A 23,213-nucleotide genomic window follows, 5' to 3' on the forward strand; every position below is an offset into this window, starting at 1 on the left:
CCATAATGGCATGCAAGTCCCATATGAAGCCACAGGTCGCAGCAGCCAGAAACTCCGGACCCGGCAGGCACTGACCGCCGCCGCGCGCGCTCTGCTCGCCCGGGGCGCCTCGCCGAGCGTCGCCGACGCCGCGAACGAGGCCGGAATCTCCAGGACGACCGCCTACCGGTACTTCCCGAACCAGCGCGCGCTCCTCCTGGCCGCTCATCCCGAGATCGAGGCGAAGAGCCTGCTGGACGACGGCGCACCGGACGATCCTGAGCAGCGGCTCGAGGCGGTGATGCGCGAGTTCACCCGGATCACGCTGGATTGGGAACCGCAACTCCGCACCCAGCTCCGGCTCTCACTCGAACCGGATGCCGAGCAACCTGTCCTGCGCGCAGGCCGGGCGATCGGCTGGATCGAAGACGCACTCAGGCCCTTGCGAGACACCCATCCGGATCTCGACCCGCATCAGCTCGCAGTTGCCATCAGGTCCGCCACCGGTATCGAAGCCCTCGTCTGGCTCACCGATGTTGCCGGCTTGTCCCGCTCCGGGGCCGCCGCCGTGATGCGCCGTTCAGCTCGCGCCCTGCTCCGCGACGCGCTGCGTCCGGACCGGACACCCCCTACGCCTGTGGCACGTCCCGGCGGTTGAAGGCGATGAAGCCGAGGAACAGGAGTGCCGCGGCGACGACGGCCAGGGCGGACATGCTGCCGGCGCCGATCGTGCCGAGCGGCGGGTTTCCGACGTGGGTTGTCGGTGCGATGTCGAGCACCCACTGGGAGAGCTTCAGTCCCGGGCCCAGGAACGCGATGAAGGTGACGACGGCGTACGCCGCCCAGGCGAGCCCGAAGCGCCGGGGCCAGGATCCGAACAGGAACAGTGCGAGACCCGCGAGGACGAGTTCGGCCGGCAGGTAGTCGAGGCCGGCCGTGATGATGGCGCCGACATCGTGGGCGTCGCCAACAGACCAGGCAGTCGTGATCGCGAGCACGCAGGACGAGACGACGACGATGAGAACGAGTCCGGCCGCAACGACGGCGGTGTGGACCGTCAGCCAGCGGATCCTGGACAGCGTGCCGGCGAGACGCGTCTCCAGACGCCCGTCAGCCTCCTCGGCACGGAGCGTGCCGATCGCCTGGATCACGTACCCGCCGGCGAGGACGGCAAGGTACAGCTGGGTCACCGCGACTACACCGTCGAGCGGGCGGCCGTCTTGGATACCCATGGACTCCGCCAATGCCGGATTCCCGGCCATTGCTTCGAGCAACTGATTGGCCAGGGAGCCCATCATCGCTGCCAGCAGGACACCGCCGGCCAGCCAGCCCAGCGCCGCCGGGCGATGGATCCAGATCGCGAGACCGAGCGGCCGGCGCGACCAGGTCGCTCGTGCAGGCCCGACACCTCCGCGCAGCAGGGCGCTACCGAGGTCGCGTCCGGCTGCCAGCCACACCGCCACACCACCGAGCACGACACCCACAACGAGAGGAATCGCGAGCGCCCACCACCGCTGGACCCCGAACGGCGCCGTCTTCTCCGCCCACCCCAGCGGAGACAACCAGGTCAGCCGGCTCTTCGTCACGTCACCGATACCCCGGAGCACATACGCGACGGCCAGCACGATCAAGCTCCAGAGATAGACCCCACGCGAATGCAGTACGAGCTGCGCCATCAGTGCGGCGAAGCCTGCGAAAACGAAGGCCAGCCCGCCGAGCGCCGCGGCATACAGGATCGCGCCGGACTCCTGCACTCCAGCGGCAACCAGCCCGCCCGCGAACAGCACCGTCGTCGCCAGGATCGCGCCGGTCGCGACCGCAAGCGCTGCGAGCGTCGGCTGGTAGCGCGCGATCCGGCCACCGAGTGCGGTCTCCGACCGGCCGGACTCCTCCTCACGCCGTGTCGAGCCGACGACCAGCCCGATTCCCAGCAGCGGCAGCAGCAACGACGCCAGGAACCCGAACTCGTCCTGAATGACGCCGCCCAGGCTGTCGATACCCTCGACGTGCCCGTTGATCGCCGCCAGTGCACTGCCCGAGGTCACCGCCGCGGCGTAGGTGTGGATCTTGGCCGGGGAGTCGTACATGCCTGCGACCGCCGCGGCTGTCGCGACCATGCCGGCCGCCAAGGAGATCACCCACACGAGGATGCTTCGCCGGCGCGTGCGCCAGACGATCGCGATCATCACGCCCAGGCCGCCGCGACGTGCCTTCCGGCCCGTGCCGTTCATTGCGCGGCCCCGGCGAGCTTCTCGCCGGCGTCCGCAGTGTCCGCGTAGTTCCGCAGGAACAGCGCGTCCAGGCTCGGCGGCGTGACGGTCAACGTGTGGATGCGCGCGGTGTGCAGCAGGCCGATCGCCGCGTCCAGGTGATCGGCGTCGATCGTGAACCGTGTGTCGGTCTGTTGGTCCACCCGCTCCGATACGCAGTCGGCCACCCCGGTCGCGTGGGCCAGCCCCTCGGGTTGAGCGCCGGTGACCGCGTGGACCGCCGTACGGGTGTGACGGCGCAGGTCCGCGAGACTGCCGGTGGTGACCGTACGCCCACGACGGACGATGCTGACCCGGTCGGCCAGCGCCTCGACTTCACCGAGGATGTGGCTGGACAGCAGAACGGTCACGCCGGCCGCTCTCCGCTCACGCACGCACTGCTGGAAGGCCTGCTCCATCAGCGGATCCAGCCCGGACGTCGGTTCGTCGAGGACGAGCAGTTCAGCCTGCGCCGACAGCGCGGCCACCAGGGCGACCTTCTGCCGGTTGCCTTTGGAGTAGTCGCGGATCCGCTTGGTCGGATCGAGCTCGAAGCGCTCGATCAACTGTTCGCGGCGCTTCAGGTCGACGCCGCCGTACGTCGTCCCGATCACGTCCAGGCACTGGCCCCCGGTCAGTCCCGGCCACAGCGCGACGTCTCCGGCGACGTACGCAAGGCGCTGATGAAGGCCGGCAGCTCCGCGCCAAGGATCAGCGCCGAACAGTTCGACCCTGCCGCTGGTTGCCCGGATCAGGCCGAGCAGGATCCGGATCGTCGTCGACTTGCCCGCCCCGTTCGGGCCGAGGAAGCCATGCACCTCCCCCGGCCGGACGGCCAGGTCCAGGCCGTCGAGAGCACGCACCTTCCCGAAGGTCTTGGTCAGTTCGCGGACCTTGATGACATCGGTCACGGCTCCTCCTTCTCGGGTACGGCCAGGAACACGCCCTCCTGGTAAACGGCGGCGGCCTCCCGGGCCCAGCGGGACATCCCCTCCGGCGTGAGCGGGTCGACCCCGATCGCGGCGGCGACGTGGTTCCGCAGCAGCAGCACCGCCAGATCGTTCGCCAGCAGGAAGGCCGCTCGAACCGCCGGGTCCTCACCCGGCCGCGTGGCACCGAGTTCGGCCATGGTGTCCAGCAACTGCCGTGTCTGCGCGAACCAGCGTCCGAACAACGCCGCGCCCGCCGGGTCGTTGGTCAGCAGCAGCCGCCGCAGGTACGCCGGCAACGGCGAACCCGGCGGGAACGCGCGCGCGAACATCTCCGCAACCGAGGTCCAGTTGTCCCCGCTCATCGCGTCGACGAGGTCGTGCTCGTCCATCGCGAACAGCGAGTCGAAGGCCCGCCCGGCATACTCGTCCACCACGGACCGCAACCCGTCCTTGCTGCCGAAATGATGCACGACCAGCGCCGGCGAAACACCGGCCGCCGACGCGATCTCCCGCACGGTGACGGCGTCATGCCCGTGCTCGGCGAACAGCCCGAGCGCAGCGTTGCGGATCGCCGCCTTAGCGGTGAGATCGTCGGCTGAACTCATGTTCAGCAGACTAAACACGTGAACAGCCGGCAGTCAATGAGTTGTCCTCTGCAATCATTGGCTACTGCAACCGACCGGTCCGGCGCCTATCCGCCCTGGATCGCGGCGGAGGCGACGACGACGTCGCACCAGGCTTCGCCGACGCTCTTGAAGAAGCGTGGTGTGCCCGGGGCGGGCTCGAGTTCGCCGCGGGCGAGTTCGGCGAGGTCGCCCGTGATCGCGTCGGATTCTGGTACGCCGTCCTCGATGGCCAGGACGATGTCGCCGGCCTGGCCGAGTGCGGAGGCACGGGACTCGACCACGACGGTGGCCCGGCGGACGAGGTTCGTGTCGACCTCGCGGACGTTCGGCTCGTGCGACCCGACCGCGACCACCGTGGCCTCCGGCCGGAGCAGGCCGGAGTCGAACAGCGGCTCCGTCGCCGTCGTACAACAGGCCACCAGGTCGACGGCCGCGACATCCGCGGGAGTCCCGGACCGGGCCGGCAGACCGAGAGCCTCCAGGTCGTCGACGAGTGCGGCGGTCGCCTCGGCCCGGCGGCCGACGACGACCACCTCGCCGAGCGGGCGGACGGCGTTGATCGCCAGCGCATGACTCAACGCCTGCGGGCCTGTCCCGAAGACCAGCAGTGACCCGGAGGATGCCGTGGCCAGCCGGCGTACGGCGAGCGCCGAGAGGCTCGCGGTACGCCGCAGCGTCAGCGACTCGGCGTCGATCACCGCCGTCGGGCGCAGCGTCGTACCGTCGAACGCGATGTGCAGGCCCTGGATCCGCGGCACGTGGCCGGGGTTCACCGACACGACCTTCACACCGACCTGCGCACCGACCTCGCCGGGCATCAGGATCAACTGGCCCGCCGATACCTCGGCGAACGTCCGCGGCGGCGTGTTCCCGGGCGCGGCCCCCGAGACCAACGCCTCCTCGAGCGCGTCGATCGCGGCGACCCAGCCGAGGGTGCTCTCGAGGGTGGCCTTGTCGATGAATCTGAGCACGATTCTCCTAGCTGACGGGATCTAAGGTTGGGCCGGAAGCAGTGGGGCCAGCGTCAAGGCGAGGTGCAGAGTCAGGCGGTCCTCGCCGTTACGTAGGTCGAAGCCGGTGACGGACTCGATGCGGCGGAGGCGGTAGTACGCGGTTTGCCGGTGGATGGCGAGTTCGTTCGCGAGGTCCTGGATGTTGCCGGCCCGGTCGAGGAAGACCTGGGCCGTCCGGACGAGGTCGCCGCCGGCCTCGAGCAGCCGCTGGGCGCGTGGGTCGATGACGGCGTCCACCAGGGCCGCACGAGGTCCGCACGAGATCAGCCGGCGGACGCCGAGCCGCGACCAGTGCGCGACGACTCCGAGGCGGGGCTCGGCGGCGAGGATCTGTGTCGTACGGCGGGCCTGTTCGTGGCTGGTCCGGGCGTGGACCACCCCGCGCTGGGGATCGCCGACACCGACGAGCAGGCGGGCCGCGGCCTGGTCGCCGAGACGCTGGGCGTGCAGCTGGCGAAGTCGCTCGATCGCGTGATCGATCCTGGACAACCGGTCGTCCGCGAGGTCGACCAGCAACGTGGTGAACCCGTCGCCCGACGTGGCGAGCACGTGCCGCGGCAGCGACCAGAGGTTGAGCGGGACCAGGTCCCGCGGTTGCTCGGGCGGCTGCTCGGCGTGCACGACGACGACGTACGCCGAACGCCCGACGAGCCCTCGGCTGTCGAGCTCCTCGACCGCGCGCGTCGATGCCGCGTTGTCGGGGGCCAGCAGATTCGTCAGCAGCAGGGACGTGTCGCGGCTGCCGCGGGCCTGCTGTGCCAGTAGCGCACCGGCGTCCCGCGCGATCGCCGCGGCCGCCTCCAGCTGATCCGGCGTACCGAGCCCGCTGCTCGGGTCGAGCAGCCAGAAGTACCCGTACGTGACACCGTTCCACCGCACCGGCAGGCACAGCCGCGGGAGGATCCCGAGCGCCTGCTCGGCCGGTGTCCGGACCGGGCCGGTGGCGCTCGCGATGCCGAACTGCTCGAACCAGCTCCGCACCTCGGCAGTCGACCGGCGCCGCAGGATCGAACCGGCCCGGACCGCGTCGATCTCGTCGGGCTGGGTGTTGAACGCGACCAGGTTGAAGTCCCGGTCCTCGAGCACGGCCGGCGTGCCGAACACGTCCGACAGCGCACCGACCAGCTCGTCCAGATCCACCCTCTCAGTTTATCCATTTGTCTGAAGATCGTCCCGTCAGCCTCTGACAAGTGAATGAAGTCGATCCGCCACCCGACTCCTTAAGGTGCACTCACCTACCCGCCGTCGAAGGAGACCGCCGTGCTCGGTACTGCGCTGCTCGCCGCATCCCGTAACCGTCGCGTCCGGACCGTGGTCACCAAGTCCCCCCTCACCCGCCGGGTCGTCACCCGTTTCATCGCCGGCGACGACGTGACCGCAGCCGTCGGCATCACCCGCCGGCTCACCTCCGGCGGCTTCGACGTGACACTCGACCATCTCGGCGAGGACACCTTCGACCGAGGCCAGGCCGAGGCCACCAGGGACGCGTACCTGACGCTGATCAAGGTGCTCGCGGACCAGGGTCTGTCCACCGGCGCCGAAGCGTCGCTCAAGTTGTCCGCGATGGGCCAGGCGCTGCCCGGCGGCGCGTCGCTGGCCGCCGACAACGCCGCCGCGATCTGCGCCGCGGCCGCCGGTGCCGGCATGACGGTCACCCTCGACATGGAGGACCACACCACGGTCGACTCGACCCTCGGCATCCTGGCCGGACTGCGCAAGGAACATCCGTGGGTCGGCGTCGCGGTGCAGGCGATGCTGTACCGCACCGAGGCCGACTGCCGCGACCTCGCCACCACTGGCTCCAGGGTCCGCCTGGTCAAGGGCGCGTACGCCGAACCGAAGTCGGTCGCGTACCCGGCGAAGGCCGACGTCGACCGCGCCTACGTGCGCTGCCTCGACATCCTGATGTCCGGACTCGGCCACCCGATGGTCGCGACCCACGACCCCCGGATGATCGCGATCGCCCAGCGACTCGCCGTACAGCGCGGCAAGAGCCCCGAGGACTTCGAGTTCCAGATGCTCTACGGCATCCGCACCGGCGTCCAGGAGCAACTGCGTGCCCAAGGCAACCGGATGCGCATCTACGTCCCGTACGGCGACGACTGGTACGGCTACTTCATGCGCCGCCTCGCCGAACGCCCCGCCAACGTGGCCTTCCTGCTGCGCGCCCTCACCACCCGTTAGCCACCGTGGCGACCGTCGCCGCCCAGAGCACCTGACCGCGAATCGGCTTCGCCTCGTAGGGATGCTGTACGCCGGATCGCCACGCCAGCAGCCGGATCCGCGGACCTGCGTCGAGGGCGATCGCCAGCCACCGCCCGTCGGCCGAGAACGCCAACCCGGGCGAACTCTTCGGGGGCAGTTCGATCCCCGGCACGATCTCCAACCGGCCACTGGCCAACTGCAGGACCGCAAGGTTGCTCGGTCGCATCGGATGGCCTTCGTACCGTGAATCGACCGCGGCCCGTTCGAGCAGGAACGCGACCTCCCGCCCATCGGGACTGACAACGCCCGGGCCGCCGCAGCACGCCGGGTGGGGCAAGCGGTACGTGGCGGTGGAGCCCGTCGCCAGCCGGCGACGGTGCAGGTCGCACGGACTCGCGCTGCTCGGGTTGCAGCCAGTCGTCCAGAGGACCTCACCGGCACCGGTTGCGACCGGCTGCGCGTCCTGACCGAGATCGGCGAGTTGCCGCCCGGTGGTCGCGCTCACCAGCACCAGCCGGCTCGACGGCCCGGACTGGCTCGGCTCCAGAAAGCCGACCATCTGGTCGTCGCTCGCCGCGTACGGCGAGAAGCCGACGGGCAGCCGGGTCCAATGATCGGCGTCCAGCCGTCTGACGAAACCGGCTCCTTGATCCGGATCCGGCGGCGACAACACCACCCAGGCACCATCACCGCCGGTCAGCAACACCTCCAAGGAACCGAGCGAGCCGGCAACACCCGCCTTCCGACCGGACCCGACGTGCAGAATCCTCGAGCCTCCGGGCCGGCAGGTGCTCGTCGTCACCAAGGGCCCGGTCGACCCGGTCCGCACGTCGCCGAACTCCCCCGGCCGCAGTCCGTCGATCACGGTGACCGAGTTGTCGTCGAAGTCCACCGCACGGAGCCGGTCCCCGCCCATCAGCATCGTCAGCCCGGTCTTCTCCTTCCGCGGAGTGCTCGACACGATCGCCAACTCGTGCCGCGCTCCACAAGACCCCGGCGCCGTGGGCCAGGCGCCGACCACCTGCGCCGGTGGTGACGGGCTGACCGTGACGAGTGGCGTGGCCCCCTGCCCGGGCCACGCTCTCACGACGATGAGCGCGAGCACGGCGACAGCGACCACGAGCAGCCCACCGAGCCTCACCCAGCGCGGAAATCGTGGACCACCGAGCTCGACGAGTTCCTCGTCCTCATCCACACAACCATCACAACACCAAGCCCTGACACCCGTCGAGAAGCGCCATCACTTGGCCGGCACCAGGTTCTGGACGATCATGAATCGTGGACAGAGCCGCGGTGCACGAAGAGCTCGAGCGGGTTCGCGCCGACTTCCGGGAGCTCGTCGAGAGGGCTGATCCGGCGGACCTGCGCCGGGCGTCCGACGGCACCCGCTGGAACAACCGGCAGCTGCTCTTCCACATGCTGCTCGGCTATCTGATCATGCGGGCGCTGCTGCGCCTGGTGAGACTGTTCGGGCGGCTGCCCCCGGCGGTCGGCCGCGGGTACGCACGGATCCTCAACGCCGGGACCCGCCCGTTCGACACGATGAACTTCCTCGGATCGTGGGCGGCCGGTCACACCGTCAGCCCACGGCGCATGGTCGCCATGTTCGACCGCACCGCCGCGCGACTCCATCAGCGCCTGGATGCCGAGTCGGACGCCGATCTTGCCCGGGGCATGCATTACCCCGACAAGTGGGATCCGTTCTTCGACGACTACATGACGCTGGCCGATGTCTACCACTTCCCCACCGAGCACTACGACTTTCACCGTCGCCAGCTCACGCTCACCGACCTGCCACCGGCTCGATGACCGGCCGCCTGCGGGCATGACAGGGCTGTCTTGCCCGCAGGCTCCGGATGACGCTTACGGCTGGGAGGCCCAGTCGCTCCAGCTGGCCTTGGCGCCGGAGTCGCCGATGCGGACGACGTCGTACACCGCCGTACCCGCGACCAGGACCGCAACCACGGTCAACGCGGCGGCGACACCGCCGGACGTCGGTGCGAGGAGTGTGCGCTTGAGCGGGCTCCGCCCGGTGCTCTCCCGCTGCCGCCACCACACGAGCAGCGCCAGGACAGCGACGCCGATCGCCGCGTAGATGGCGGTGTCACCGAGCTCGGTGTGTTTGTGGATCAGCGGGTTCGGGGTGAGTTTGTGTTCGAGCCACTCGCCGGCGCTGGTGGTGATCGGCACCAGTACGACGACGGCGAGTGACAGGACCAGGTTCGGACCGGCGAGTCGTCGGCGCGCGGCGGGCCAGAGCGCGGTGAGCGCGAGCAGGACCGCCGCGAGCGGGAGGAGTACGACGATGGCGTGGACGAGTAGCACGTGGGCGGGGAGACCGTTGACAGTCTGCATGCGACTTCCTTCGTGTCGGAACTGATGCGCCCACGCTGGCAAGCAGTTCTTGGGAAATTCTTGGAACGCCGCTACCGCCGTCCTGCGAGCTTGGCCACCATCGGGGCGAGGGTCTCGGCGAAGTCGGCACCGATCACGAAGTAGGTGAGACCGATCTCCGCGCGTCGGCGTTCGATTTCCTCCGCTGCTGCCGCGGGGTCGTCCGGAAGGATCACGAGCGAGTCGGCCGCGCGGAGCGCCGCGGTGTCGAGGGAGGGCGGCGCCATGAACGGGGCGACACGGTCCCCGACGGCGGCGACGTGCTGGGCGAGTTCGATGTCCCCGCGGCCGGCGAAGTCGCGGACCCGCTTCGTGGTCTCGGCCCGGTCGTCGTCGGCCGAGAGGACGAACGTGACCGCGTCGGCGACTTCGAGCGCCAGCGCCTGCGACTTCGGCCCGCTCACCGCCATCACCACCGGAGTGTGCAGCTCGGGGCCGTCGAACGTCCGCAGCGCGGCCACGGTCTCCCGCATTCTGGTACGACGCTCGGCCGTCGGGACGGCAGGCTGTCCCAGCTCGACCTCGATCCCGGGCCGGCCGGCGCCGATGCCCATCTCGAAGCGGCCCTCGGTGAGCACCGAGAGCGAATGGGCCTCCCACGCCGTGCTCCATGGTTCACGCAGCGCGGCGGCGTAGACCCACGATCCGACCCGCAGGTCCGTCAGCGCTGCCGCGGTCGCCAGCGTGGGGCCGACCGCTGGTTGCCACGTGGGTACGTCGGGCATCAGCAACGTCGAGTAGCCGAAGTCGGCGATCCGGCGCACGCGGTCCCGCCACGTGCGCAGATCGGTCATGAGCGGGGCAACCACCCCGAAACGGTATGGCCTGGTCGAGTCCGGCATCGTGATCCTCCGTGAGTCTGTAGGTCCGCTTGCAGTCTCCACGAACCGGCGACCCCGGATTCGACAACACCCGACTCCGAACCGCGAAATCCGGAGCCGGGCGGACGTCACAGTGTGTCGAACCAGCCGAGCGAGTCGATCTGGAAGTGCGCGCCCCAGTTCGGGTAGTCGCCGCCGACGGCGTGCATGGTCACCTCCAGATGGTCGACCGACGAACGGCCGGCCCAGTTCGAGACGTCGAGGCTGACCTCGTTCCACTGGTCCGGCTTGTACGGCTGGGTGATCGTCTGCACCGACGACCCTGACCGCAATATGAACGTCACCTCGTACCCGGTCGAGTTGGGAGCGCCGCCGTACGAGTCGACCCACACCACGACGCGCTTCGCCGCGGACAGGTCGAGCGGTTGGGCCGGATCGGCGTACATCGTCTTCGGCAGCAAGGACGACGCCACCGGCGAGGCACCGTCGAGCATGTACGGGCCGGCCTGCGGTACGCCGGGACCGTTCGCCGTGGACGATGCCGCTGTCACCGACGCCATCCCCGGCCCGGCCTGCCAGCCCTGCGTCGTTCCGTCGTCGAAGTCGAACAGCGGCTTCGCCACCGGCACCGGCTTCGGCGGCACGGTGACCGCAACCTCGTACTCGAACCCGGCGAGCTGGAAGCACATCCGAGGGTTGTAGGGATCCGCCGGCGCCGAGGTCGCCACCGTCGCGTCGAAGGTCGTCGTCGTCCCCGGCGCGATGCCCGTCGCCGGGAACGACGCCGGATCGAGCGTGACGCCGTCACACGGCTTGACGTCCAGCGGATCGCTCACTGGCCGCAGGTCGTCGTTCTGGACGCTCACCCGCACCGGTTTCCCGGCGCCAATTCCCTCCGGCGCCGCGGCCGCGAGAGAGACATTGCCGGTCCGGTCCGCCTCGGCCAGCGCACCGGCCAGTTGTACGTCGTCCAGGTCGAAGGACCCGCTCCACGCCGCCTGGGTACTCCCCCGCACCCAGACCTTGATGCGGCTGATCCGGCCGGTCCATCCGGACAGGTCGATGCTCGCCCGCTGCCAGTCACCGCCGTCACCGAGGCGGGTCGCGCCTTCGACGACGCGGCCGTCCTCGCCGTACGCCTTGATCTTCACGAACCGGGTACCGACCGCCGCGTCCGCCGGGATCCTGATCCTGACGGAGAGCGCCTGAGCGCCCGCGGTGTCGACCGGCTGCGGCAGTACGACGTCGGTACCACGCCAGAGCTGCGCGAGTTGGGCAGCATTGCCCGCCGACCACGTGAAGTGGGTACGCAGCACGCCGTCCACCGCGGTCACCTGGTCGGAAGCGTCCGAGACGCGCCAGCCCTGAGTACCGTTGGTGAAGTCCGTCAACGTACGGACCTGCCGAGGCATCGCGGTCCGGCTGGCTCCGACCGTCGTCGGATTGCTCCGTACGGCGAGCTTCGCCGGATCCCAGCCGGGCACCAGCTCCGACCAGTCCTTGATGCCGATGACGTCGAGCGCGAACTTCGTGGCCGCCTGCGACCGAGTGGTGTCGATGTCGCGGAACACGTTGTACACGAGCTTCTGCGTCTTCGGCGCCGCGGGCGCGTCAACGGTGTCGTCCCACCACCACAGGCCCAGCCGGAGCCCGCCCTCCTGCCGGTGGTCGACGTGCCGGTGCAGGATGAACGCGTCGATCCCGGGCAGGAACGCGACCTTGTAGTACGCCAGCGCGTAGCAGGCGGCCTGGTTGCGCTCCGACTCGGCGCTCGTGTTCGGCGTGTTGCAGCCTTGCTCGGACAGGATGATCCGCCGCTGCTGCCCGCCGTACGTCAGCCCCGGGCGGGAGAGGTACTGCGGCAGCACCTCGATGTTGCGCAGGGTGATCTTCGGGGTGGTGTCCGGGTCGCTCGTGGTGTTGCCGTCACGCCAGAAGCGCGGGTCGACCAGGTTGTCCGGATAGGGGTGGTAGGCAACGTTCCACGGGTAGTCGCCGTGCGCCTTGGTCATGGCGTTGAGCCGGTCCACGACCTCCTTGCCGGCGTAGTACCGCAGCGGGTCCGGCACCAGCGACTTCGCCCAGGCGTGGGTCAGCGACACGTAGGTACGGGCCTCGCCGTACGCCTTGCGGGTCGCGAGGTACGTGATCCGCAGCGCGCGTTCGTAGTACGGCAGGAACTCGTCGATCGTCTTGAGGCCCATGTTCTGCCAGTCCCAGGGCGCGTCGATCTCGTTGCCGACGATGAACCCGGTGGCGCGGCCGTACTGCTGGTCCGCGCGGGTGTAGCGCTGGGCGAGGAACTCGACCGCGGCGGTGTAGTACGCGATACCTTCGGCGGTCTTGGTGTTGAAGCCGAAGACGGGTCCGCCGCGCAGGTCCGCGTCCGGGTGCTTGAGCACCTGCCAACTGGAGTTCGGGCGCTCGTCGCGGTAGAGCAGCAGGATCAGGTTGACCACGGTGCGGTTGTCCGACAACGGCTTGATCTGCCGGTCGATCCCGCCGACGGCCGCGGCGTCGAAGTAGAACGTCCGGCCCTGCGACACGAACGGGATCGACTTGCCGGCCCCGGCGTCGGACACCTGCATGATCTCGTTGAACGGGACGTTGATCGCGGCATGCCCGACACCGAGCTCCTCGGCGTCGGCGGTCAGCTGGACCTGCAGGCCCTTCTTCGTCGGGCTGGTCGGGTACGGGTACTCATTCGTCGGGGTGATCGCGACGTCGTCGACCTGGTGGTCGGTGCCGATGATCGCACCATCGGCGACGGCCACGAACTTGTCGTAGTACAAGCCTGGAGCGACTGCTGCCGTAAAGGCTCCGGAGGCGTCGGACCGTACGGTCGCCGCGGGGGTGCCGGTGTTCCAGGCGGAGTCGTCCTGCTCGGCCCCGAGCGCGTAGATGGACACGTCGGCAGTAGGCCCGGCCGTGCCTTTGACCTGGATCGATTGATCGGTGGCCCGGACCGAGGTGATGCCGGCCGGCGCGGCCGACGCGGACGTAGTGACGAGTGCCGCGGCGGTGAGGGCGGTCGCCACCGCCGCGGTGATCATGCGTCGGATAGCCGTCATTTCGCCCACGCCTCCGTCCAGCCGGCGTCCTTGGCCTGTTCCTTGACCGCGGCCGTCCAGTCCTCCTTGAGCTTCTGCATCGTCTCTGACTCGCTCTTGGTGCCGAGCAGGTAGCCGTCGTACACGGGCTTGCCGGCCATCGCCTTCGGTCGCAGATCGAGCCCCATCACGCGGGGCGGATGGTTGAACCACTCCCCGCTCATCAGCCCCTGCAACCCGGGCGCCGCCTTGCCGTCCCTCGTCGCCGGAATGCCACCCGACTTGTCCAGCCACGCCTGACCGCCCGGCGTGCTGCTCGCGAACTGCAGGAACTTGACCGCGGCATCGAGCTGCTTGCCCTTGGTCGTCGACGGGATCATGTACGACGTCCCGCCGGCCTCCGCGCCGAATCGGGCCGGCGTACCGTCCGACACCGGGCTGTCCGCCGCGGTGATGGTCGGGAACGGCATCGTGCTGTGTTTCCAGGTCACCTGGTCCAGGCTGGAGTCGGCGAAGTTCGTCCCCCACGCCATCGCGGCCTTCCCGCCGACGAAGTCGTTGCCGCCGACGAACGAGGCACCACCGGCGATTCCGGACCAGTTCGGTGTCGCGCAGGCGTCGAACAGCTTCTTGATCAGCCGTAGCCCCTCGGCCACCTCCGGCGTCGAGGTCGGGTCCAGCTCACCGGTCAGGATCGCGTGCGCGACCGACTTGGCCGTCAGCTGCGCCGCCTTGCCCGGCTTGCCGTCGGCGTCGAACTGGTTCCACTTCGCGTAGTACTTGTCCATCAACATGCCCATCACGACGTTGTACGTCCAGCCCTGGCCGAGCCAGCCGTTGTCCATCGCGAGGGGTGCGTACCCGGCCTCCTTGAGCTTCGGGCAGGCCGCCAGGAAGTCGCCGTACGTCTTCAGCGGTGCTTGTACGCCGGCCTTCGCGAAGGCGTCGGCGTTGTAGTAGAGGCCGATCGTCACCAGGTTGAACGGCACCCATTCGTAGTGCCCCGCGGCGTTGCGCACCTTGCCGGACTTCGGCCCGAACTGGTCCGGGTTGAAGATGTCGATCCAGTGCTGGTTGCCGGGGACGTACGGGTTCGGCTTGTCCAGGTAGTCGTCCAGGGCAACGACCTGGTCGGGCTGGTGCGGAGCCTGGTTGAAGACCAGCTCCGGCGCGGTGCCGGCCGTGAGCTGGGTGGACAGCGTCTGCACGAAGTCCGGGATCGGCAGCACGGTCGTCTCGACCTTGATCCCCGGCTCCTTCTCCTCGAACCGCTTGACCAGGTCCTCCCAGGCCGGGCCGAAGCTCTTCGGGTCGGAGTTCCACTGGTTCGGCCCGGCGATCGTGATCGTCACCTGGTCACCGGATCCGGACCCCGAGCCGTTACAGGCCGCGGTCAGCAACAGCAGCCCTGCCAACGCGGTGCACGACAGTGCACGGACAGCGCGATGCGGTCTCGCCATCGAGATTTCCCTTCTGCAGGTGGGATTTCAGTGACTGCCCGGAAGACCGCCTTGGACCCCGGCCAGGAAGTGCTTCGAGAGCAGTACGAACAGCACGAGCAGCGGCACGCTCGCCAGCATGTAGCCGGCGAACATCGGGCCGTACGCCGTGCCGGTCTGGCCGTGGAAGAACAGCAGCCCGACCGACACCGTGCGGTACTGGTCCTTGGTGATCGTCAGCAACGGCCAGAAGAAGTCGTTCCAGACGCCGTTGACGGTCACCAGCGCGACCGTGCCGATCACCGGCGTCGACAGCGGCAGCATGATCGAGGTGAACATCCGGACTCCCCCGGCGCCGTCGGTCCGGGCCGCGTCGAACAGCGACTGCGGGATACCCTCGACGAACGTCTTCATCAGAATCGTGCCGAGGACGACGCCGCCCGCGATGTGCGGGATCACCAGCACCGCGTACGTGTTGAGCAGCCCGAAGTCGCGCATCATCACGAACAGCGGGATCAGGCTCGAGATGCTCGGCACCATCATCAGCGCGGCGATCATCGCGAACAGGAACCGGCGTCCGGGAAACGCGTACCGGGCCAGGACGAAGCCGGCCACCGACGACAGCAGCAGGATGCCGACGATCGCCGCTGCGGCGACCAGGAGCGAGGTGAGCAGATACGGGCTGATCTGCTGCCAGGCGGTCGAGTAGTTCTCCAGGTGCAGTGGCCAGGACGGCAACCAGTAGTTCGTCGCGAACTGCAGGTTGTCCTTGACCGACGTCCCCAGCATGAAGGCGTACGGCCCGAGGCTGAGCAGCACGAGGATCGTGAGCCCGGCGATCACCCCTGCCTGGCCGCGCTTCCGCCGCGTCCGGTGGACCGTCCGGCGCCGGGTCGCTCGCGTGTCGAACATGGTCACATCCCCTTCGCGTCGGACAGGCCGGTGTTCCGGCGGCGGACGAAGACGATCACGCACGACAGCACGAGCGTGATCACGAACATCGTCGTGGACAGCGCCGCCGCATAACCCCAGTCACCGCCCTGGTACGCGACGTCGAGCATGCGCAGCACCGGGACGGTGGTCGCACCGTCCGGGCCGCCCGACGTGACGATGTACGCCAGGAAGCCGTACTGCAGCGTGGCGACGACGGCGAGGAAGAACAGCAGCTTGATCTGCGCCGCCAGCAGCGGCAGGTCGATCGTCCAGACGCGGCGGAGGCGGCCGACGCCGTCGAGCTCGGCCGCCTCGAAGACCTCCGCCGGAATGTTCGTCAGGCTCGAGTAGATGATCAGGAACGGCAGCCCCGCGACGAACGGGAAGCCGATGAACAGCAGGCTGATCAGCGCGAGGTCCGGGTCGCCCACCCAGTTCTGCCGCAGCCCGGGAAGGCCGACCGCGCTCAGCGCCTGGTTGATGACGCCCTGGTTCGGGTGGTACATGAACGACCACACCAGCGCGGTCACCACGCCGGGGAACGCCATCGGCACGATCAGCAGAGTGCGGTAGACGAACTGCAGTCTGCGGTTCCGCAACGAGATCAGCAGCTCGGCCGCGAGCAGCGGGATCGCCCACATCACGACGCCGAAGACGAAGATCAGCCCGAGATTGCGGAACGAGCTCCACCACAGGTCGTCGTGCAGCATCGTCCGGTAGTTGCCCAGGCCAACGAACGTCGAATGGCCGGCCGGCTTCCAGTCGAAGAAGGAGTGCCAGACGCCGCTCGCCGCCGGGTAGTACTGGAACACCAGGAGCGTCGCCAGCACCGGTATCAGCGTCAGGTACACCGCGAACGGCCGGCGCCGCCGCCGTCGCGCCACGGTCGAGGCCACCGACATGAAAGGCTCCGTTCGCCGAGTCGAAACGTTTCAGTGGAACTGTGGCGGAGCACTATCTGCCTGTCAAGGGCGGAACAGCGAGGTGTCCAGGATCGGACGGCGCGCGGATTGTAATCGTTTCAGTGGCGGCGCGAACTCGCCCGGACGATCAGTTCGGGCTGGATCTCGACGTGCCGCGGCGGTCCGGGCACCTTGGCCCGGGAGAGCTCCCGGACGAAGTCCACGGCGGCCCAGCCGAAGATGTCCCGCGGCCGCCGTACCGTCGACAGCGGCACCACGGACGACGAGGCGAAGTCGATGTCGTCGTACCCGACGAGCGCGACGTCCTGCGGGATCCGCCAGCCGGCCGAGATCACGAGCGACTGCAGCAGCCCGACGGCGATCAGGTCGTTGATCGCGAAGACGCCGTCGGGGCGGCGGCGCGCGGACCGGCGTACCAACTCGTCACCGGCGTCCCGGCCCGCCTCCACTGTGCGCTCCTTGGTGGGCACGATCTCCAGCGTCACGCCGCGCCGGCCGGCCGCCGCCTGCTGGGCGCCGAGGACGCGCTCCTGGATCTGCGGCAGTGTCGCCTCTCCCCCGATCACCGCGATCCGCCGGCAGCCCTGCTCGATCAGGTGCTCGACCGCCCGGCGCGCGCCGGTCACGTCGTCGATGGCGACCGACGCGAACCCGTCGCGGTCGGCGTGCCCGTCCATCAGCACCGTCGGGACCTTGTGCCGGTCGAGCAGGTCCAGTACGTCGGGCGTGGCGCTGCCCGACGCGAGGATCATCCCGTACACCTGCTTCTGGACGGCGAGATCGACGTACCGCCGGTCCCGGTCGACGTCACCGTGGCCGTACAGCAGCATCAGGAAGAGCCCGAAGTCGGTCGCCCGCTGCTCGATCACCTCGGCCACCTCGCCGAAGAACGGGTTCCGCAGCTCCATGCTCAGCATCGCGAGCATCCGGCTGTGCCCGGCGCGCAACTGCCGGGCCGCCTCGTTCCGGATGTAGCCGAGCTCGTCGATCGCCTTCTGGATCCGCCGCGAGGTCTCCGGCCCGACACGCTCCGGGGCGTTGAGGTACGTCGACGCCGTACCGAGGGAGACACCGGCTTCCCGTGCGACGTCGCGAATACTGGCAGGCACCGTCTCATCGTACGGTCTACGGCACGCACTCCCCGGTGGGTCGTGGATCCGGCCGACGTAAGCTGGTTTGTCGGACGCAGCCGCCCGCTATCTCAACGTCGAGTGCGATTGGTGGAGCCGAGTTGTCGCATTTCCTGTCTCCGGGGCGCCTGTGGCTTCTGCTCATCGTTCTGGCCGCCGTCGCGGCGTATCTGATCCTGCAGCGCCGGCGAACGGCGTACGCGCTGCGCTTCACCAATCTCGCCCTGCTCGACCGCGTCGCGCCGCGGCGACCCGAGTGGCGCCGGCACCTCACGGTCGCGCTGGTGCTGCTGGCGGCGACGTCGTCGGTGGTCGCGTTCGCCCGCCCCAAGGCCGTCGTCAAGGTCCCCCGGGAGCGCGCGACCATCGTGATGACCATCGACGTGTCGTTGTCGATGATGGCCACCGACATCGACCCCAGCCGGCTCGGCGCCGCCAAGAAGTCCGCCAAGCAGTTCGTCGGCCAGTTGCCGGCCAAGTTCAACATCGCCCTGGTCGCCTTCGCCGGAACGGCGACCATCGTCGTCCCACCGACGACCGATCGAGCGGTCGTACTGCGTGCCATCGACGGCCTGCAGCTCGCCGAGTCCACCGGAACCGGCGAAGGGATCTTCGCGGCGCTCCAGGCCATCACCCAGGTGCCGCCGGACCCGAGCCACCCCAACGAACCGGCACCCGCGCGGATCGTCCTGGAGTCCGACGGCAAACGCACCGTAGGTCGCACCATCCAGGAAGCTGCCGCCGCGGCCAAGGCCAAGAACGTCCCCGTCTACACGCTCACCATCGGCACCCAGTCCGGCTTCATCGAGATGGACGGCATCCGCGAACGCGTCCCACCCGATCCGGGCGAGATGCAGGAGATCGCCCGGATCACCGGCGGCAAGGCCTACAACGCCGAGTCCGCCGACCAACTCGACAACGTCTACAAGGACATCGGCTCCTCGGTCGGCTACGACAAGCAGGACAAGGAGGTCACCTCGCGCTTCGCCGGGATCGCCATGCTCCTCACCTTCGTCGCCGGCGCAGCCGCGATCGCCACCGCCACTCGCTTCCCGTGACCCCTCCCCGTCGACACTAGTTGCGACTTAGTCGCATATGGTTGACGATGGGCGAGTGAGGAAGCTTCTGCCGCCGCGAGGACCACTGCGGCCGCTCGCCCTGGCCACGTTGCTCAGCAGGGTCGGCAACGGCCTGCTGATGACGATCAGCGTGCTCTACTTCCATCGGATCGTCGGCCTGTCGATCGCCCAGCTCGGCCTGGGGCTCACGGTCGCCGGGCTGTTCGGGCTGCTGGCGGGCCTGCCGTTCGGTCAGCTCGCCGATCGGCGCGGACCACGCCTGCTGTTCGTGCTGATGAGCCTGATGCTGTCGCTGATCGCCCTGCTGTACGTCGTCATCGACACGTTCTGGCAGTTCCTCGCGGTGGCGACCGCCGTGACGATCCTCGACCGCGGCTCCAACGCTGTCCGCTTCGCGCTCATCGCCGGGGTCACCCGGGGCTCGGCCGAGCGGGTCAGAGCCCGCGCCTACCTGCGCGCGACGACCAACATCGGCGTGACCGCCGGCGCGGGCCTCGGCGCCGTCGCGCTGTCCTTCGGTACGTCGACGTCGTACCGGCTGATGTTCTGCCTGTACGTCGTCCTCGGCGTCACCGCGGCTCTCGTCGTACTCGCCGTACCGCGGGTGCCGCCGCAACCGCGCACCGACGGTCCGCTCTGGATCGTGCTCCGAGACCGCGGCTATCTCGCCGTGTCGGCACTGAACGCCGCGATCTCGATCCACTACTCCGTCATCGACGTCGCGATCCCGCTCTGGGTCGTCGAGCACACCCGTGCACCCCACTGGGCGGCAGCGCTGCCGTTGATCGTGAACGCTGCCGGCGTCGCGGTGCTCCAGGTCCGAGCATCCAGGGGGATCGTCGACACCGGCACCGCCGCACGCGCCACCAGGACCGCCGGATTCCTGCTACTGGCATCCATGGGCCTGTTCGCGACGGCCTCGGCCGGCGACGGTGCCCTGGCCGTCGCGGTCCTGGCAGTCGCCGCGATGGTGCTGACCGCCGGTGAACTCCTGCAGTCCTCGGGCTCGTTCCTCCTCGGCTTCGACCTCGCCGCCGAGCACGCCCAAGGCCAGTACCAGGGCGTCTGGAACACCAGCACCTCGCTCAGCTCGATGCTCGCCCCGTCCGTCATGGCGTTGCTGCCCCTCGGCCTCGGCGTACCGGGATGGCTCATTCTCGGAGCATGGTTCGCCCTGAGCGGTGCGTTGTTCGTCCCGATCACGCGCTACGCCACGGCGCGCCGGCCAGTCCCGGCGACCTGAGCCGAGCTGCTGGGTCAGGTGCTGATCTTGAAGTTCGGTGAGGTTGCCAGCTCGGCGAGTTGGCGGGCGGTGAAGACGGGTTGCTGCAACGGCGGCCGGTCGTTGCTGTCGGACTTCTTGGCCTGTGCGACGTAGACGACAGTGCCGTCGGCGTAGCGGTAGACGGCCCACTGGTCGTAGCTGTCGTGACCGTTCGTGGTCAGTACGCCGACCTTCTTGCCGGCGACGTCCACGACTGTGCAACTGCCGGTCCCGCCCCAGAACTTCTGGGCCAGCTTGCACGGAGTCAGGGCCGGTTTCCCGTCAGGTGTGGTCGACGACGCCAGCAACTTGCCGACCCGGTCACCCTTCTGCACCGGAATCGTGGCCTGGTACTGCCAGTAGTCCTGCTCCCCGTCGTTGGACGCGTACTGCGCCTGCGGCCACCTCATCGACAGGCCGTCCGGGTACTTCAGGTTCGGACTCGTGAATCCCGCCGGCACCGACGAGCTCAGCTCGTTCATCAGCGTCACGGCTCGATCGGCGCGCGGCCCCGCGGTCGCCGTACGGTCGGTCTGGCCCTCCGGCCACGGATCACCGGACTTCCGGGTCGCGGGCGCCTTCGGGGTCACGGTGGAGACCGGCCGCGGCGTGGCGAGCGGGCGGCTGGTGCCGGTACCGCCGGCCACCATCGGGCTCGCCGGCCGGCTGCCTGCGTAATGCACGACCAGTGCCGGACCCGCTCCGAGGCCGACCGCCAGCGTGACGGCGGCGGCGCCGGTCACCGCGATCCTGCGCCGCTTGAGCGCCCGGCGGCCCTGGTCGAGGGCGCTCGCCGGGTCCATCGACGGCGGCGGAGTCGTCCGCACCATGAGGTCGTGCAGTGCCTCGCCGAGTTCCTCTTCCTTCATCGCACTCTCTCCTCTTCGAGCAGGCCGCGCAGCGTCGCCAACCCACGCGCAGCCTGGCTCTTGACGTTTCCGGTTGAGCATTCGAGCAACTCGGCCGTCTGTTCGACGGACTGGTCCTCCCAGTACCGCAGGACCAGAACGGCCCGTTGTCTCGGCGGTACCTTCGCGAGCGCCTCCAGCAACACGAGCCGTTCGTCGGCCAGGCCGGACGACGGCCCCGGCCGGTCGGTGTCCGCAGACCCGACCGACTCGTGCCGGAACCACCCGCGGCGGCGCTCGGACAGGAACGTCCGCAGGAGCGTCCGCCTGGTGTAGCTGTCCATCGCCTCGTGCCGCTGGATCCGGCGCCACACCAGGTAGAGCTTCGTGAACGTCTGCTGAACCAGGTCCTCCGCTCGATGCCAGTCGCCGCACAGCAGGTACGCCGTACCGCGCATGGCGTCGGAACGTGCGGCGAAGTACGCCTCGAACGCGGCGTCCCGGTCACTCATTTGTCCTCCCGGTCCTCGATACCGGGTTAGACACGCCTACGAGTGCGAAGTTGGTTGCATCGGCGGATCAGATCGGCAGCGGATCGTAGTTCGCGCCGAACGGGGCGTCCGGGCGGGTGAACTCTCCCAGCAGGGCGCGCCGCAGCGGCGTGGTGCGCTCGAGGAACTCGGGGTCGTTGCCGAAACGGTCGGCCGGGCGCACCCACGGCGGGCTGTAGACGTAGTGGGTCGTGAAGCGGTCGTAGTCGCCGTCGTGGCGGAAGGTCCGGTGCCACACACCGTTGTGGAACACCAGAGCGGCGCCGGCCTCGGCGCACACGACGTGGCCGATCGCGATGTCGTCCTTGTTCTTCCGGATCGACTCCGGCAGCGCGACCCGGGAGCGGTGGCTGCCGGGAATCAGTTCCATGTTGCCCATGCCGGGCACGGTCTGGTCGGTGAGCAGGTACGACACGCGGAGCTGCAGCAACGGAACCGGGTAGCCCACTTCCTTGAAGTCGTACGCCGACGATCCGTCCTGGTGCCAGCCGCCGTTCCCCGCGTGCGCGGGCTGCATGGTGTTCCAGCCGGCCTGCAGCACGAACCGGTCGCCGAGCAGGCCCTGCACCTTCGGCAGTACGTCGGGATGATCGATCAGCCGCTCGAGAACCGGCTCGCTCTCGTAGGTCCGGCCGATCTGCCCGAACTCGCGCTCGCGGCTCGCGTGCAGCCGCTGCGAGACGTCGTACGCCTCGGCGGCCTCGTCCTTCGTCAGGACGCCGGGAATCAGGAAGTAGCCCCACGACTCGAAGATGAAGCGGTCAGTCTCGGTCAGCGGACCTTTGCCGACGACGGGATCGAGCATGACTGTGCCCTCTTTTCCTGGTGAAACGGCGGTCACCATCCAATTCTGATGCCGCGCCTGTACCGATAAACATCGAACTCGGCCAGGGCGTCCCGAACGAGCAAGGCGTCCCTCAGACCCGCGGGGTCGTGTGTCCGGATGTAGTCGGCGCCCTGGTCGGCCGCGGACAGCTCGGCCGCGAGGGTGGCCGCTGCGATCCCCCCGAGGTCCGTTCCCGTGATAGCCCGCAGGAACGACTTCCGCGACGGCGACACCAGGATCGGCAGCCCGTACCGCTCCTTCAACCGCGCGAGGTCCGCCAGCACCGCGATCGACGGCTCCGGTGTGCTCCCGAGGAAGTAGCCGAGCCCCGGATCCAACACCAACCGCTCAGGCCCGATCCCGGCACCCTCGAGCGCCGCGATCCGCCGGTCGAAGAACGCCTCGATCCGGCCCCAGATCGCGCCCGCGTCGGTCACCACCCGCGTCGCCGGTCCGGTTCGCTGGACGGAGTGCATCACCACGAGCCGGCACGACGAGTCGGCGAGTTCGCCGTACGGCCGGGCGAACCCGCCGATGTCGTTCAGGTACGACGCCCCGCGCGCGAGCGCCCACCGCTGAGCCTCGGGGTGAAACGAGTCCACGCCCCACGGGATCCCTTCCAGCCCGTCGACCACTCGGTCCAGCCTCGCGATCTCCTCCTCCGGCGGCACCCGCTCCGCGTCCGGATGACTCGACGCCGGCCCGAGCTCCACGACGTCGGCGCCGGCCGCGGCCAGCTCCCGGGCGTGCGCGATCGCAGCCTCGGGCAACAGGTAGCGTCCCCCGTCCGAGAACGAGTCGCGCGTGACATTGACGATCCCCACCAACCGCGGGCGAACCATGGCAGGCCTCCAGCTCGATCCCAGAAGCCCAGGCGCACGGCACACGTCATCCAGACGGGACCGCTCCCCGGTGGTACCCCACCTCACGCGCCAGTCACGGTCCGGCCCC

Annotated in this window: 22 protein-coding genes and 1 riboswitch; of the genes, 5 read left to right on the forward strand and 17 right to left on the reverse strand. The window is 69.2% G+C overall.

Annotated features, from left to right (window positions below):
- Positions 1-10 precede the first annotated feature (10 nt).
- Complete coding sequence (locus AB0M51_RS25245; protein ID WP_344194790.1) at positions 11-637, forward strand: TetR/AcrR family transcriptional regulator; 627 nt, start codon at positions 11-13, stop codon at positions 635-637.
- On the opposite strand, the gene AB0M51_RS25250 is transcribed toward AB0M51_RS25245, so the two are convergent.
- From AB0M51_RS25250 to AB0M51_RS25270, 5 genes are all read right to left on the reverse strand, one after another.
- Positions 609-2,210 (reverse strand): hypothetical protein, encoded by a 1,602-nt coding sequence (locus tag AB0M51_RS25250; RefSeq protein ID WP_344194788.1) that lies wholly within the window; start codon positions 2,208-2,210, stop codon positions 609-611. The two genes, AB0M51_RS25245 and AB0M51_RS25250, sit on opposite strands and share 29 nt — an antisense overlap.
- Complete coding sequence (locus tag AB0M51_RS25255; protein ID WP_344194786.1) at positions 2,207-3,139, reverse strand: ABC transporter ATP-binding protein; 933 nt, start codon at positions 3,137-3,139, stop codon at positions 2,207-2,209. The genes AB0M51_RS25250 and AB0M51_RS25255 overlap by 4 nt, the downstream gene beginning before the upstream one ends.
- Complete coding sequence (locus AB0M51_RS25260; protein WP_344194784.1) at positions 3,136-3,765, reverse strand: TetR family transcriptional regulator; 630 nt, start codon at positions 3,763-3,765, stop codon at positions 3,136-3,138. The genes AB0M51_RS25255 and AB0M51_RS25260 overlap by 4 nt, the downstream gene beginning before the upstream one ends.
- Before the next feature lie 86 nt (positions 3,766-3,851).
- A complete protein-coding gene (locus AB0M51_RS25265) occupies positions 3,852-4,757 on the reverse strand; it encodes an ornithine cyclodeaminase family protein (protein ID WP_344194782.1) in 906 nt (301 codons plus the stop codon).
- Between the two features lie 21 nt (positions 4,758-4,778).
- Positions 4,779-5,939: a helix-turn-helix domain-containing protein gene (locus AB0M51_RS25270; RefSeq protein ID WP_344194780.1), complete on the reverse strand. Its 1,161-nt coding sequence runs from the start codon at positions 5,937-5,939 to the stop codon at positions 4,779-4,781.
- Positions 5,940-6,059: 120 nt separating this feature from the next.
- On the opposite strand from AB0M51_RS25270, the gene AB0M51_RS25275 reads away from it, so the two are divergent.
- Positions 6,060-6,983 carry a proline dehydrogenase family protein gene (locus AB0M51_RS25275; protein WP_344194778.1) on the forward strand — a complete coding sequence of 308 codons (924 nt, stop codon included), beginning with the start codon at positions 6,060-6,062 and terminating at the stop codon, positions 6,981-6,983.
- Here the strand turns inward: AB0M51_RS25275 and AB0M51_RS25280 are convergent.
- Positions 6,970-8,199: a hypothetical protein gene (locus AB0M51_RS25280; protein ID WP_344194776.1), complete on the reverse strand. Its 1,230-nt coding sequence runs from the start codon at positions 8,197-8,199 to the stop codon at positions 6,970-6,972. The genes AB0M51_RS25275 and AB0M51_RS25280 overlap by 14 nt on opposite strands.
- A gap of 83 nt (positions 8,200-8,282) precedes the next feature.
- Between AB0M51_RS25280 and AB0M51_RS25285 the strand changes: the two genes are divergently transcribed.
- On the forward strand, positions 8,283-8,813 hold the full coding sequence (locus AB0M51_RS25285; protein WP_363750685.1) for a DinB family protein: 531 nt from the start codon (positions 8,283-8,285) through the stop codon (positions 8,811-8,813).
- A gap of 54 nt (positions 8,814-8,867) precedes the next feature.
- On the opposite strand, the gene AB0M51_RS25290 is transcribed toward AB0M51_RS25285, so the two are convergent.
- The 7 genes from AB0M51_RS25290 to AB0M51_RS25320 all read right to left on the reverse strand — a co-directional run bounded on the left by AB0M51_RS25290 (position 8,868) and on the right by AB0M51_RS25320 (position 17,673).
- A complete protein-coding gene (locus AB0M51_RS25290) occupies positions 8,868-9,359 on the reverse strand; it encodes a DUF2231 domain-containing protein (protein ID WP_344194774.1) in 492 nt (163 codons plus the stop codon).
- 71 nt (positions 9,360-9,430) lie between these two features.
- Complete coding sequence (locus tag AB0M51_RS25295) at positions 9,431-10,207, reverse strand: LLM class flavin-dependent oxidoreductase (RefSeq protein WP_363750688.1); 777 nt, start codon at positions 10,205-10,207, stop codon at positions 9,431-9,433.
- 140 nt (positions 10,208-10,347) lie between these two features.
- On the reverse strand, positions 10,348-13,290 hold the full coding sequence (locus tag AB0M51_RS25300) for a DUF5722 domain-containing protein (RefSeq protein ID WP_363750690.1): 2,943 nt from the start codon (positions 13,288-13,290) through the stop codon (positions 10,348-10,350).
- Complete coding sequence (locus AB0M51_RS25305) at positions 13,287-14,729, reverse strand: extracellular solute-binding protein (RefSeq protein WP_363750691.1); 1,443 nt, start codon at positions 14,727-14,729, stop codon at positions 13,287-13,289. Before AB0M51_RS25305 ends, AB0M51_RS25300 begins: the two co-directional genes overlap by 4 nt.
- A gap of 27 nt (positions 14,730-14,756) precedes the next feature.
- Positions 14,757-15,620 (reverse strand): carbohydrate ABC transporter permease, encoded by an 864-nt coding sequence (locus AB0M51_RS25310; RefSeq protein ID WP_363750693.1) that lies wholly within the window; start codon positions 15,618-15,620, stop codon positions 14,757-14,759.
- A gap of 2 nt (positions 15,621-15,622) precedes the next feature.
- Entirely contained in the window at positions 15,623-16,543 is a 921-nt protein-coding gene (locus AB0M51_RS25315) for a sugar ABC transporter permease (protein ID WP_363750695.1), read from the reverse strand.
- A gap of 119 nt (positions 16,544-16,662) precedes the next feature.
- Entirely contained in the window at positions 16,663-17,673 is a 1,011-nt protein-coding gene (locus AB0M51_RS25320) for a LacI family DNA-binding transcriptional regulator (protein ID WP_363750697.1), read from the reverse strand.
- Between the two features lie 122 nt (positions 17,674-17,795).
- Between AB0M51_RS25320 and AB0M51_RS25325 the strand changes: the two genes are divergently transcribed.
- Together AB0M51_RS25325 and AB0M51_RS25330 are read left to right on the forward strand one after the other, a co-directional pair.
- Complete coding sequence (locus AB0M51_RS25325; RefSeq protein WP_344194770.1) at positions 17,796-18,752, forward strand: VWA domain-containing protein; 957 nt, start codon at positions 17,796-17,798, stop codon at positions 18,750-18,752.
- Positions 18,753-18,807: 55 nt separating this feature from the next.
- A complete protein-coding gene (locus AB0M51_RS25330; RefSeq protein WP_344194768.1) occupies positions 18,808-20,016 on the forward strand; it encodes an MFS transporter in 1,209 nt (402 codons plus the stop codon).
- A gap of 14 nt (positions 20,017-20,030) precedes the next feature.
- On the opposite strand, the gene AB0M51_RS25335 is transcribed toward AB0M51_RS25330, so the two are convergent.
- From AB0M51_RS25335 to folP, 4 genes are all read right to left on the reverse strand, one after another.
- A complete protein-coding gene (locus AB0M51_RS25335; protein ID WP_344194766.1) occupies positions 20,031-20,906 on the reverse strand; it encodes a hypothetical protein in 876 nt (291 codons plus the stop codon).
- Positions 20,903-21,397 carry a SigE family RNA polymerase sigma factor gene (locus AB0M51_RS25340; protein WP_344194764.1) on the reverse strand — a complete coding sequence of 165 codons (495 nt, stop codon included), beginning with the start codon at positions 21,395-21,397 and terminating at the stop codon, positions 20,903-20,905. Before AB0M51_RS25340 ends, AB0M51_RS25335 begins: the two co-directional genes overlap by 4 nt.
- Positions 21,398-21,464: 67 nt before the next feature.
- On the reverse strand, positions 21,465-22,241 hold the full coding sequence (locus AB0M51_RS25345) for a phytanoyl-CoA dioxygenase family protein (protein ID WP_344194762.1): 777 nt from the start codon (positions 22,239-22,241) through the stop codon (positions 21,465-21,467).
- Positions 22,242-22,273: 32 nt separating this feature from the next.
- On the reverse strand, positions 22,274-23,104 hold the full coding sequence (gene folP / locus AB0M51_RS25350) for a dihydropteroate synthase (RefSeq protein ID WP_344194760.1): 831 nt from the start codon (positions 23,102-23,104) through the stop codon (positions 22,274-22,276).
- 19 nt (positions 23,105-23,123) lie between these two features.
- A riboswitch (ZMP/ZTP riboswitch) is annotated at positions 23,124-23,212 on the reverse strand.
- Position 23,213: the final 1 nt, after the last annotated feature.

The sequence above is a fragment of the Kribbella sp. NPDC051137 genome (assembly GCF_040682535.1).
In the GTDB taxonomy this organism is placed as follows: domain Bacteria; phylum Actinomycetota; class Actinomycetes; order Propionibacteriales; family Kribbellaceae; genus Kribbella; species Kribbella karoonensis.

Coding starts and splice junctions, on each gene's coding strand:
- AB0M51_RS25260 (WP_344194784.1), bottom strand. CDS start 3,765: ATGAGTTCAGCCGACGATCTCACCGCTAAGGCGGCGATCCGCAACGCT.
- AB0M51_RS25250 (WP_344194788.1), bottom strand. CDS start 2,210: ATGAACGGCACGGGCCGGAAGGCACGTCGCGGCGGCCTGGGCGTGATG.
- AB0M51_RS25290 (WP_344194774.1), bottom strand. CDS start 9,359: ATGCAGACTGTCAACGGTCTCCCCGCCCACGTGCTACTCGTCCACGCC.
- AB0M51_RS25305 (WP_363750691.1), bottom strand. CDS start 14,729: ATGGCGAGACCGCATCGCGCTGTCCGTGCACTGTCGTGCACCGCGTTG.
- AB0M51_RS25340 (WP_344194764.1), bottom strand. CDS start 21,397: ATGAGTGACCGGGACGCCGCGTTCGAGGCGTACTTCGCCGCACGTTCC.
- AB0M51_RS25245 (WP_344194790.1), top strand. CDS start 11: ATGCAAGTCCCATATGAAGCCACAGGTCGCAGCAGCCAGAAACTCCGG.
- AB0M51_RS25310 (WP_363750693.1), bottom strand. CDS start 15,620: ATGTTCGACACGCGAGCGACCCGGCGCCGGACGGTCCACCGGACGCGG.
- folP (WP_344194760.1), bottom strand. CDS start 23,104: ATGGTTCGCCCGCGGTTGGTGGGGATCGTCAATGTCACGCGCGACTCG.
- AB0M51_RS25345 (WP_344194762.1), bottom strand. CDS start 22,241: ATGCTCGATCCCGTCGTCGGCAAAGGTCCGCTGACCGAGACTGACCGC.
- AB0M51_RS25315 (WP_363750695.1), bottom strand. CDS start 16,543: ATGTCGGTGGCCTCGACCGTGGCGCGACGGCGGCGGCGCCGGCCGTTC.
- AB0M51_RS25300 (WP_363750690.1), bottom strand. CDS start 13,290: ATGACGGCTATCCGACGCATGATCACCGCGGCGGTGGCGACCGCCCTC.
- AB0M51_RS25335 (WP_344194766.1), bottom strand. CDS start 20,906: ATGAAGGAAGAGGAACTCGGCGAGGCACTGCACGACCTCATGGTGCGG.